Raw genomic sequence first — 11,764 nt, forward strand, 5'->3', positions numbered from 1 at the left:
ACCCTGGAAAACACCTCAAGGTTTGCCAAGGGAGAACCCACAGGCCCCATGAGTGTCTTTCACCTCTTTGACCAGCCTTTGATCATCAGTGACCAGTATGAGGGATATATGGGGTGCCTTGTACTCCCGGAACAGGTTGTGGAAAATGCAGCCTACAAATCCGTCCTGGTCAATTATTTTACCCCGCGTTATATGGTCATGGATGCCATTCAGGAGACCTTTGACGGCATTAAGGCCGAAAATGTTCATGTCTGGACCCTTACCGGAAACACCCGCCGGGAAAGAATCGAAAAAATCTGGGATCAGTGGCGGGATACCGGTGCACATCTTATTGATGAAAACTGGATTCTGCCGACAGGGATAGCGCCGTTCACCGATTCAGGTACCTATGCGCCGACCTTTGCGGTCAAGCCCTGGACCGATGACAAGGGTGACATTCACCTGCTGGTGGTGGACGGATATGCCGCTTCAGCCGAAGCCATGCAGGCGGCCAGCCTGTCCGGCATTCTGGGCCTGGATGTATCCCTTGCCGTACTCTCCTCAAAATTCAAGCTGCCCTATGACAAGGATGCAGCGGCCATGAAGCTTGACCCTCAAGACAACAATTTTGCCACAAGACTTGAACAGGATCTGTTTNNAAATGATTGAAATTTACCGAAACAGTATCGTGGAAGCTAAAAACGCCGGCATCCCATTAAAACCGCGCACCATCAATGCAAGCGATCTGATTGCCGCAAAAAAATGGCAGACCCTGGCCGTGTCGGGATATATGCTGACGGATCCTTACAGTGGTGCCCAAGGCGTAAAACAGATCAGCGAGGACACCTGGGAAGTCACGGTTCGGGTCACTTCAGAGTTCGGGGACAAGGCCATCACCTTTGCCCTTCGCCTGTTAGAGCCCATACAGCAGAGCAAGCTGATTTTCTCGCCGCTGCTCAACCGGTTTTTCAAGGGAGAGGATTTCAGAACCCGGGCCGTTAAAATTTCAGACTCAGGCAGGATTCGCAACGAACTTCAGACACTTTGCACCGAAGCCCTGGAATATTTTGGAGATAAGATGGTGCTACGCTTTGACAAAATTACGCCGACGACCATTTCCGCCGACGAGCAGGAGATACTCAAACAGATTCTGGCCTGGTACAAGGAAAACTATCCCATCTGGTTTGAGTGGCTTGAACTGTCGGTATAACCCGAATTTTTTATATTTTTGCATGCTTTTCACGATTCATCCGCTGAATGCTTGAAATGGCGTGTTCCTTAACATTGGCAATGTGTCCGGCCAGCACGGACCGGGCACCTTCAAGGTTGCCTGCGGCGATATCATCATACAGCCGGATATGCGCGGCATCCACCATTTCCATGGGGGTGACGAAAAGAATGTTGCCCCGGTATTTCAGGTAGAGCAGATCAAACAGGTCCTTTAAACAAGCCACCCTTATCCGGTTGCCGGACAGTTCTGCCAGGGTCATGTGAAATTCCATGTCTTTGAGCAGTCGATCTTTTAAAAAAATATCCCGAACCGCATCCAAGTGATTGTCCAGGGCCTTCTTTAATTTTTTAAGTTTTGTCCTGGTCATGCCCGTAATGGTATCCGGCAGCAGTGAAACTTCAATGAGTTCCCTGAAATCATAAATTTCGATCACCTCTGAAAGGCTGATGTTTTCCGTATAATATCCCCGGTTGGGTTCATGTCGAACCAGGCCCTGGATCTCAAGGCGCTTCAGGGCCTGAATCACCGGAGTGGTACTCATGTTCAGGCGTTTGGCCAGATCTCCGTAAGACATTTTCTGGCCCGGGACGATTTCGTTTAAAAAAAACATACGCCGGATACCGTTGTATGCCTCCTGAGTGAAATCATCTTTCGATTTTTTAGTTTTTGTTCTCATAATTCCTTTAAATATACCAACACCAGGGTAAAAGCAATGAAATTCAGCAGGTATTTCTCCTCTTTTTTATTAAAAATAGTAATATACTTTTTTATTAATAACTTTTATAAATAGAATAGTTAAAGATAAATTTTTTATTTTTTTGATCAAAAATATGATCAAATATTTAATATGATAAACATCAGAAGCGCGCTTGTTTTTTTATTGACAAATCGGAGTCGGACAGTAGACTTCTATTAAAAATTTAAATATCATGATAGCGGTACTTTTTGATTCCCGTATTAAGTATCAGGGGAGGGGAGGGGGTATAACGTATTGAACGGCCCTCCTTTGAATTAAAAAAAATCAATCTTTTTGTGGGGGGGCATGCGTCGGGAACTTTCGATTACTGTAAATTTTGTTGTCTGTTTTCTATTGTATTCCATGGTGACGCCTCTTTTCGTAAGTGCAGGTGACGAAGATATACTGGAGATGGATATGGCGAACCTGATGGATGTCCAGATTACGTCCGCCGGTCGAAAGTCCCAGGTTCTATCGGATGTTCCTGCCGCAGTCTATGTTATCAACCGGGAAAAATTATTCGAATCCGGTGCAACTACCATTGCCGAAGCCCTTCGGCTGGTCCCGGGGCTGCAGGTGGCCCGGATCAACGCCAATCGGTGGGCCATTTCCTCAAGGGGATTCAACGGCACTTTTTCCAATAAACTGCTGGTACAAATTGACGGACGCAGCGTGTATACGCCTATCTATTCAGGGGTATACTGGGATCTTCAGCATGTGCTGCTCGAGGATGTCGACCGGATCGAAGTTATCCGGGGGCCCGGAGCAACCCTGTGGGGTGCCAATGCCGTAAACGGCATTATCAATGTCATTACCTTGCCGGCATCAGACACCCAGGGGGGATTGGTCAGCCTGGGAACGGGAACTCACGAAAAACTCATGGCCGGCGCAAGGGTGGGGACAAAACTGAATACAGATACCTATGCCCGGTTCTATGCCATGGGAAATGACCGGGATTCCTTTGTAAAAGCCTCGGACGGCAGCGACGGGAACGACGGATGGAAGAACGGTCAGGCCGGCTTCAGAATTGATGGTGACAAAGGCATTCGCCACGCATGGACCCTGCAGGGAGATATCTTCCGGGTGGAGAGTGAGCAGGATGTTACCCTTCCCTTCTTTCCCTATGATGACCATCTTGTGGAAAATGTGAAATCCCACGGGGGGAAATATCCTGGGCCGCTGGACATCAAAAGATTCTAAACAGGATATCTGGACGGTCCAGGCTTATTATGATTACAACACCAGAGATGAATATTCTCTGGGTCAAACCCATCATACCCTTGATATGGATTTTCAACATAGATTCCAGCCGTCAGGCGGCCATGACGTGGTCTGGGGAATGGGATACCGGATGGTCCGGGATGATTTTTCCAACACCTTTCAGGTTCAGATTATGCCCGAAGCCCAAACCACTCATCTATTCAGCGGTTTTGTCCAGGATGAGATCACCATAATTGATGACCTGCTCTGGCTCACCCTGGGATCAAAGATCGAACATAACGATTATTCCGGGGTAGAACTTCAGCCCAATGCAAGAATACTGTGGCGGCCCGGAAAAAACCACAGCTTTTGGACATCTGTGGCACGGGCCGTCCGAACACCGTCGCGGATGGAGGATTCCGGAAGAATTCTTCAGGGCATTATCCCCTTTCCGATGTATACCCAGATTTCCCTGAACGGCAGCCCGGAATATGATGCTGAAAAGCTCATTGCATTTGAAACCGGTTACCGGTATGCTGCCACCAACAATTTCTCAGCAGATATTTCTTTGTTTTACAACCGGTACACTGATCTGGGAGGAATAGTCCAGGGGGAAGATCAGTGGAGCATGTATTTTGCCAATAATGTGAAAGGCAATACCTATGGGATGGAATTCGCCGTGACCTGGTTGCCCGTGGAATGGCTGGAAACAGAATTCACCTACAGTTGCCTTCAAATGGATGTTACCGGCGATGCATACTCAAAAAAAACAATAGAAGAGACATCTCCTTCACACCAGGCAGGCCTGAGACTGGGAATTGATTTGAAAAAAAATCTTCGGCTGAATCTCTGGGCAAGATATACAGGGGAAATTAAATTTATGGATTTCACCAATACCGATCGCTACCGGTATGTGGTTGACGACTCTTTTACACTGGATGCAAATATTCGATGGCAGATCAACGGCAATATGGATTTGACGGTGGCAGGGCAGAATCTGTTGGACGGAAAGTTCATGGAATACGGATCCGACAGTTACCTGACCCCTATTGAAATTCAACGCACCCTGTATGCCAAAATTACGTGGCGCTTTTAAAATGATCAACAAGACGGCGAGCGCCATGCTCGTACTGGTTTTCCTCGGTCTGTACTTGATGTCCGGGCAGGGAGCGGCCCAGGATTGGACCGGGCGTCTGAGCGTGTCAGAATATAAACTTCGAGCGGCCTACCTCTATAATTTCAGCAAGTTCATCCGTTGGCCGGAATCTGCATTTGAAAGTAAAGACGCTGCATTGGTCATCGGGCTTCTGGGGGAGGATCTGCCCATGGAAATTGGAGAATTGTTGAATTCAAAGCGCATCGGCTCCCGTCCCATTGAGGTAAGGCAGTATCGAACCGGGGAGAGCATGGATGACTGCCACCTGCTTTATCTGGAATCGAACCAGAGCTGGATGCCTGTTCTCAGGGCACTGAAATCGTCAAGGGTTATTACGGTGGGGGACGCCCCGTCCTTTGCGGACGACGGCGGTGCCATACAACTGGTCACCATACGGCAACGGCTGCGGTTCATCATCAATTTGAAAGCCCCGGGTTTCACCGGCGTCGAGCTTGATTCCCGGCTCTTGTCCCTGGCCCTGGAAATAAAAAAATAGGGGGGAGCGATGAATATCTGGCTGAAAAAAACGTCCATTAAAAGCAAACTTAATATTGTAATTTTAGGCACCTGTTCCGCAGTGCTGATTCTGACCGTTCTAATTGTATTTGCCACCCAATGGTTCCTTTATAAGCGCAACGCAATGGAAGAACTTAGCAGTCTGGCCCGGATCGTGGGAGATAACAGCACCGCCGCCCTGATGTTTGAAGATCGTCAGGTATTGGTTAAAAGCCTTGAATCCCTGGGGCAACGATCGTCACTTTACAGATCTGCCTTTTATAGTATCGACGGTACAGAGATTGTGGCGCTCTCCTATACCCTTAAACCTCATGATCCCCGCTTATTGAACATCCCCTCATTTCCAAAAAATTATTTTAAAACCAATGAAACGATGAGCTGGGTTGAAACGCATCAACTGAACATACTCCACCCCATCATCCTGGATGGGGAGAAGATTGCATTTTTATTTCTCCAGGCGGGCATGGAGGAACTGTATCGTCTCCTGGTTGAATGGGTGGGATATCTGGCCTTGGCTGCTTTTGCAGGTATGGTTTTTGCCGGCGTAATGGCCGGCCGCCTGCAACGCATATTTACCGTACCTGTAATTAGGCTGACCCAAGCGGTCAGACAAATTTCGGAAGAAAAGGATTACAGCCTCCGGGTGGCGCGTGATACCGAGGACGAATTAGGGGAGTTGGCAGCCGGATTCAACCGGATGTTGGAAAAAATCGAGGAACGGGATATTCATCTTGAAGATCAAGTCCGGGACAGAACCGTAAAGCTCCAAAAGGCTATGGAAAGGGCAGTGACCCTGGCGGATCAGGCCCAGGCCGCCAACCGAAGCAAATCCATGTTTCTGGCCAATATGAGCCATGAGATCAGAACCCCGATGAACGGGGTGCTGGGCATGGTGGAACTGCTGATGGACACTCCGTTGACCCGGGATCAAAAAAAACTTATAAATACCATAAAGGTATCCGGGGACTCCTTGCTGCTCATCATCAACGATATTCTTGATTTTACCAAGATTGAAGCCGGAAAACTGGCACTTGAATCAACGCCCTGCAACCTTGAAAGCCTGGTAAGAGAGACCGTGGACATCATCTCAGGCCAGGCCGAAAGCAAGGGATTAACGCTGATTGTAGACATCGGGCAACTGGGTTCTCCTTTTGTGAATGCCGATCCTTTAAGGATACGCCAGGTTGTTTTAAATCTGCTTTCCAATGCCCTTAAATTCACCAATAAAGGAACAATACGGGTGCGGGTGCAGACCCTGGAAGAGAAAAACGCCTTCACGAAGGTCCGTTTTTCGGTTAAGGATACTGGAATCGGGATGGAAAAAGATGTCTGTGACCGGTTGTTCAAACCCTTTACCCAGGCAGACGAGTCCACCACCCGCGAATTCGGAGGTACCGGACTGGGCCTTGCCATTTCCAAGCAACTGGTGGAATTGATGGGCGGCCGGATTTCATGTGAAAGCCGGTCCGGCATCGGCAGTGAATTCATGTTTCAGCTTGAGTTGGAGAAAGTATCGCAAGATAGTGTGGCCCCACTTGAATTTTCAAGTAAAACCTATTCCATAATGCAGAACCCGGCTGTGTACGACCGGCGCTCTGAAGTAGAAGTCCTTCCGGAAAAAGCACCTCTGGTGTTGGTGGTGGAGGATAATACCATTAATCAGGAAGTTTCTTCCGGAATTTTGAAGAACCTTGGCTGCAGGGTTGACCTGGCCGAAAACGGTGAAATGGCGGTGGCTGCCGTGAAGAATAAATCTTACGATATAATTTTCATGGATTGCCAGATGCCGGTCATGGATGGATATGATACCACCCGCAGAATCAGGGCCATGGGTAGCATCTCCAGGAGCGGCGGCGAGTTGCCGGTTATCGCACTGACAGCCCACGCCCTGGCCGGAGATCGGGTGAAATGTATTAAAGCCGGTATGGACGATCATTTGGCAAAACCATTCAGCAAATTCCAAATGGCGGAGATTTTGAGTCGGTGGCTGCCTGAATGGCAGGACACCGTTATAGATCAGCCAGCGGTGGAGGAAGATCATACCGATGCTGAGCCCAACGAAGAGACGATTTGCACGGCAGCCCTGGATGTGATCCGTGGAATTCAGCCCCCCGGTGCGGATGATATTCTCACCAAGGTCATCAAAATATTTTTAAGGGACGCCCCTGAACGGACACAAAAAATATCCCTTGCCCTGGCGGCTGGGGACCTGGAATCTATCAGGGACCATGCACATTACATGAAATCCAGCAGCGGGAATCTTGGCGCTGTTTATCTATCCTCCTTATATAAAGCATTGGAGGAAAATACCCGAAAAACAGATAATTTGGAACGTTTATCCCAAATCATAACGGAAATCGGGCCGGCCCTTGACCAGGCAGTGAGTCAATTAAAGGAATATATGGTGGAGACATGAATATGAACCAACACGAGGACAATGATAACCAAAATCTTGAAGCGTCTGAAAACCCTTTGATTTTGGCGGTTGACGACGACGAAGCCATCCGCATGCTCATGAAAGCTGCCCTTGACGGATATGGGTTCCGGGTGGAGGTTGTGGAAAACGGACGGAAGGCTGTTGATGCTTTTGGAAAATTAAATCCCCATGCAATGCTCATGGATGTGAACATGCCTGAAATGGATGGGTTTACAGCCTGCAAAGCCATTCGCTCTCTACCCAATGGAAAACATGTGCCTGTTTTGATGATGACGGGCCTGGATGACATGGAATCCATTGACCGGGCGTTTACCGTCGGGGCCACGGATTTCATCAGCAAACCCATTAACTGGGCGATTCTCAAATATCGTATCAAATACATGCTCAGGGCCAGCGCAGCTTTTAATGACGTGATCCTGCAGCAGAAACAGATCCAGGAATTGGCCTATTATGACCACCTCACAGGCCTTGCCAACCGGACCATGTTCCGGGAGAACCTGATACGGGAAGTGGAAAACTGCGCAGAGGACGAATTGCTTGGCGTGCTGTTCCTGGATCTTGACCGGTTCAAGCTGGTAAATGACAGTCTCGGTCACAAGGCCGGCGATATGCTGCTCCGGCAGGTGGCGGAGCGGATTAAAACCTCTATCCGGACCACTGACGGTCTGGCATGGTTAAAAAATGATGCAAAGCAGGTGATGGTTTCACGCCTGGGTGGGGATGAGTTTACCGTACTCCTCCCAAACCTCAAAGCGCCTGACAATGCCGGTTTGGTGGCTAAACGGATAAATGAAAAATTGTGCCGGGTGTTTTATATTGACGACCACGAAGTTTTCATCTCTTCCAGTATCGGCATCAGTCTGTTCCCCCTGGACGGTAACGATGCCGAGTCCTTGATCTCCAATGCTGATTTGGCCATGTATCATGCCAAGGAAATCGGAGGAAACCGGTTTCAATTTTTCGAGCAGGCGTTGAATATTCAGGCAAAGAACCGGCTGGAGTTTGAAAACGATTTAAGAAAAGCGGTAATCGGAGATGAAATTACCCTTTTTTACCAGCCCCAGGTCTCTTTGCTGGATGGTAGAATCATTGGTGCCGAAGCCTTGAGTCGGTGGCATAATCCCCGGATGGGTAATGTTTCTCCGGCTGAATTTATTCCGGCCATAGAAGAGATGGGACTGGTCGTCCCCTTTACCGACTGGGTAATCCGGGAAGCCGGCCGCCGGCTACTGGAATGGTATGATCAGGGGATTAAGGCGATCCGGGTGGCCGTGAATATTTCAAGCAAGCATTTTGTTGAGCAGGAAATTCCGGACAAAATAATTAAAATGCTCAAAGCGTATAACCTGCCCTCTTCATGCCTGGAGGTGGAGCTCACCGAAAGTGTGATGGCCGCTCAAGGCTCCCAAACCCTGGACATACTTAATCAGCTCAAAGAGATCGGACTGACCATTTCCGTGGATGATTTCGGAACGGGTTATTCATCCTTGAGCTATCTGAAAACCTTTCCCGTTGATGTGGTAAAAATCGATAGATTTTTCATAAAAGACATTTTAACGGGGAAAAAAGACGAATCCATTGTTAAAGCCATGATATCCATGGCCCACAGCATGGATATGAAGGTGGTGGCCGAAGGCATTGAAACCCGGGAGCAACTTGCGCTACTGCATCGCATGGGATGCGACTACGGCCAAGGGTTCCTGTTCAGTCCGGCGGTTACCCGGGATGAATTTACCAGCATGTTGAAAGCGAAAAAACGGTTTCTGCCCTGATATTTTTCTCTGGATTCCGCTTTTTAAGGGTTATGGTAAACCATGCACAAAATCAGAATAAAATAAAGGTGATAGCATGTCAGAATTTAAGATTATTTTATCTGGATTATTTCATTTAAAATATTATTTTGTTTTTTTATGTTTTTTGACGCTTTGCCCATGTCAGGTCTTGTCCGCACAGAAGGATATCTTTGAACTGAGCATGGAAGAATTGATGGACATTGAAGTCACCTCGGTGGCAAAAAAAAGCCAGAATCTTTCAAACAGTGCTACGGCCATCCATGTCATCACCAACGAGGATATAAAACGGTCTGGGGTGACCAATATTCCGGACGCCCTGCGCATGGTACCCGGGATTACCGTGGCAAGGCTTGATTCCAACAAATGGGCGGTGAGCGCCAGGGGGTTTGCCGGCCGTTTTGCCAATGCGCTGCTGGTCCTCATAGACGGAAGAAGTGTTTATACCCCTGCCTTTTCAGGGGTTTACTGGGAAGTTAACGATGTGCTGCTGGAGGATGTGGACCGGATTGAGGTGATCCGGGGGCCCGGGGCCACTGTCTGGGGGGCCAATGCGGTGAACGGGGTCATCAATATCATCACCAAACATGCGGGCGATACCCAGGGAGGATATGTCGCCCTTGGTTCCGGAAACCATGAAAATGTAATTTCAAGCGTCAGGTACGGGGATGCGCTGGGGCAAGACACCTTCTGGCGGTTCTATGCAAAACATCAAAGCAGAGATGAATTCACCCTGGAGACCGGATCTGATGCGGATGATGCCTGGACCAAAACCCAAGCCGGATTCCGGCTGGATTCCATGCTCTCAAGTAAAGACAGCCTAACCCTCCAGGGGGATATCTATGAGGCCGACATTGATCAGACGCTGCTGCTGGCCGACTTGACCCCGCCAACTTACCTGACGTCCACGCCTGTGGAAACAGATACCAAGGGATGGAATCTTTTATCCCGGTGGAAGCGAACCATTTCCCCGGATTCTGATTTCACCCTTCAGGTTTATTATGACGGGAAAAATCAGGCCGAGGATATCAATGAATCAGACCGTGACACCTTTGACATTGATGCCACCTACCGGTTTGGTTTAGGGACGTGGAACGATATTGTCTGGGGAATCCGGTACCGGTATACCCGGGACCGGTTTGTTGAGTCATATATCGTTTCCATAGATCCCACGGAAGAAGAAGATCATCTTTTCAGCGGATTTTTTCAAGATGAAATATCCCTGGTCGACGATGCCGTGAAGCTCACCATCGGGTCAAAAATCGAACACAACGAATACAGCAATATGGAGATTCAGCCCAGCATCAGAGCCCTGTGGGCGGTGAACAATGAACATAAAATCTGGGGAGCGGTCTCCCAGGCGGTAAGGACCCCCAGCCGCTTCGAGTCCGATGGAGAAATTAAAAATGCTGCCTTTAACACATACCAGCTCGGTCTCACCCCGGCACCAGGACTTCCTCTTACCGTTGTCACCCAGGGAAACGACGACTACGATTCTGAAGAAGTGACAGCCTATGAGCTGGGGTATAGATTTATCCCGGTCGATTCATTTTCAATGGATCTGGCAGTGTTTTTCAACGATTACGACGATCTGAGAACCGGGGAGTTAAATCAAGTTTTCACAGGCAGCGGGTTTACCCAATATGTAACCCTTACCAATGAGGGTTCCGCAGAAACTTACGGGGTGGAATTGTCTTTAAAATACAGGTACTCTGATTTTTTCCAAGGGCACCTTGCTTATACTCTTCTTGAAAATAAAGTAGAAGTATACGACAGTTTCGGTTTTCCCCATCATCAAATTTCGCTGCAGGGTGATTTTGCCGTCTCAAAAACCATGCAGCTCAATCTTTGGTTCCGTTTTGTGGATGATATGGATGCCCTGTATTCCTTTGATACCGACAAGACCTATGAAGTCGATAGTTACCTGACCATGGATATCCGGTTTGCCTGGCAGATTCTGCCTGACCTGGAGTTCTCTGTGGTGGGCCAGAATCTATTGAGAGGGGACCACGTGGAATTTGTACAGGAATCTTTTTCCGCTCCGGTTGAAGTGGGGTCGTCGGCTTATTGCCAATTGACTTATCGTTTTTAGGGGGATTATCCAGAGTTTAGAAAAAGGCGGAAAAAATAAGCAAGCTGTCCCCATATTACGTAAGCAAGCTGTCCCCCCATATTACGCAAGAATCAAAACAACATCTCGGTAGTGGGTCGGGCTCATGTAATGAACTGTAATCATGGTTGATTTTATAAAAGATATATCCTATTTTGATCTTAGAGCCCCTTTTTGGGAAGTAAAATCATGATTTTAACAAAAAAAGTGAATACGCCCTAAAATAAAAATGCCGCGTGCAAAAAGATTTTATATTCCAGGTTGTGTATGGCACATAACCCATCGCTGTCACAAAAAAGAGTTTTTGCTGAAATTTGCTCGAGACAGGAATCGTTGGTTCGATTTGCTTTTCAGGGCAAAGCAGAAATACGGACTTGAAGTTTTAAATTACATTGTCACTTCTAACCATATCCATTTGCTGGTATCAGATAACGGTAACAGAGATACAATCCCAAAATCAATGCAGGTTATTGCCGGGCAGACCGCTCAAGAGTATAACATAAGAAAGAGACGGCGAGGTGCTTATTGGGAGGATCGTTACCATGCAACGGCAATCCAGGCCGATACCCATTTGGTCAGTTGTCTGATTTATATTGACATGAATATGGT

9 protein-coding genes are annotated in these 11,764 nt (G+C 48.0%); 8 read left to right on the top strand and 1 reads right to left on the bottom strand.

All coding sequences use genetic code 11. The annotated features are described in order from the left end of the window. Nucleotides 1-640 precede the first annotated feature (640 nt). Entirely contained in the window at nucleotides 641-1,189 is a 549-nt protein-coding gene (locus B3D59_RS09880; protein ID WP_286819426.1) for a hypothetical protein, read from the top strand. Between the two features lie 10 nt (nucleotides 1,190-1,199). Here the strand turns inward: B3D59_RS09880 and B3D59_RS09885 are convergent, their stop codons facing one another. Further along, complete coding sequence (locus tag B3D59_RS09885; protein WP_286819427.1) at nucleotides 1,200-1,886, bottom strand: GntR family transcriptional regulator; 687 nt, start codon at nucleotides 1,884-1,886, stop codon at nucleotides 1,200-1,202. Between the two features lie 366 nt (nucleotides 1,887-2,252). Here B3D59_RS09885 and B3D59_RS09890 point away from each other — a divergent pair, with 366 nt between their 5' ends. From B3D59_RS09890 to B3D59_RS09920, 7 genes are all read left to right on the top strand, one after another. Beyond that, nucleotides 2,253-3,146, top strand: coding sequence for a TonB-dependent receptor plug domain-containing protein (locus tag B3D59_RS09890; RefSeq protein ID WP_286819428.1), 894 nt, complete (start codon nucleotides 2,253-2,255; stop codon nucleotides 3,144-3,146). Nucleotides 3,147-3,204: 58 nt separating this feature from the next. Beyond that, the gene (locus tag B3D59_RS09895; RefSeq protein ID WP_286819435.1) at nucleotides 3,205-4,242 is read left to right on the top strand and encodes a TonB-dependent receptor plug domain-containing protein; all 1,038 of its coding nucleotides are present in this window, start codon (nucleotides 3,205-3,207) and stop codon (nucleotides 4,240-4,242) included. Nucleotide 4,243: 1 nt separating this feature from the next. Next, nucleotides 4,244-4,798, top strand: a complete 555-nt coding sequence (locus B3D59_RS09900; RefSeq protein WP_286819429.1) for a YfiR family protein — start codon at nucleotides 4,244-4,246, stop codon at nucleotides 4,796-4,798. Between the two features lie 9 nt (nucleotides 4,799-4,807). Next, nucleotides 4,808-7,234, top strand: coding sequence for an ATP-binding protein (locus B3D59_RS09905; RefSeq protein WP_286819430.1), 2,427 nt, complete (start codon nucleotides 4,808-4,810; stop codon nucleotides 7,232-7,234). Between the two features lie 2 nt (nucleotides 7,235-7,236). After that, a complete protein-coding gene (locus tag B3D59_RS09910) occupies nucleotides 7,237-9,027 on the top strand; it encodes a two-component system response regulator (protein WP_286819431.1) in 1,791 nt (596 codons plus the stop codon). 202 nt (nucleotides 9,028-9,229) lie between these two features. Beyond that, nucleotides 9,230-11,137 carry a TonB-dependent receptor plug domain-containing protein gene (locus B3D59_RS09915; RefSeq protein ID WP_286819433.1) on the top strand — a complete coding sequence of 636 codons (1,908 nt, stop codon included), beginning with the start codon at nucleotides 9,230-9,232 and terminating at the stop codon, nucleotides 11,135-11,137. A gap of 247 nt (nucleotides 11,138-11,384) precedes the next feature. Next, nucleotides 11,385-11,764, top strand: a 380-nt coding sequence (locus B3D59_RS09920) for a transposase (RefSeq protein ID WP_286819434.1), incomplete at its 3' end; no start/stop codon positions are given.

It is taken from the genome of Desulfobacter sp. UBA2225 (genome assembly GCF_002348205.1).
GTDB classification, from domain to species: domain Bacteria; phylum Desulfobacterota; class Desulfobacteria; order Desulfobacterales; family Desulfobacteraceae; genus Desulfobacter; species Desulfobacter postgatei.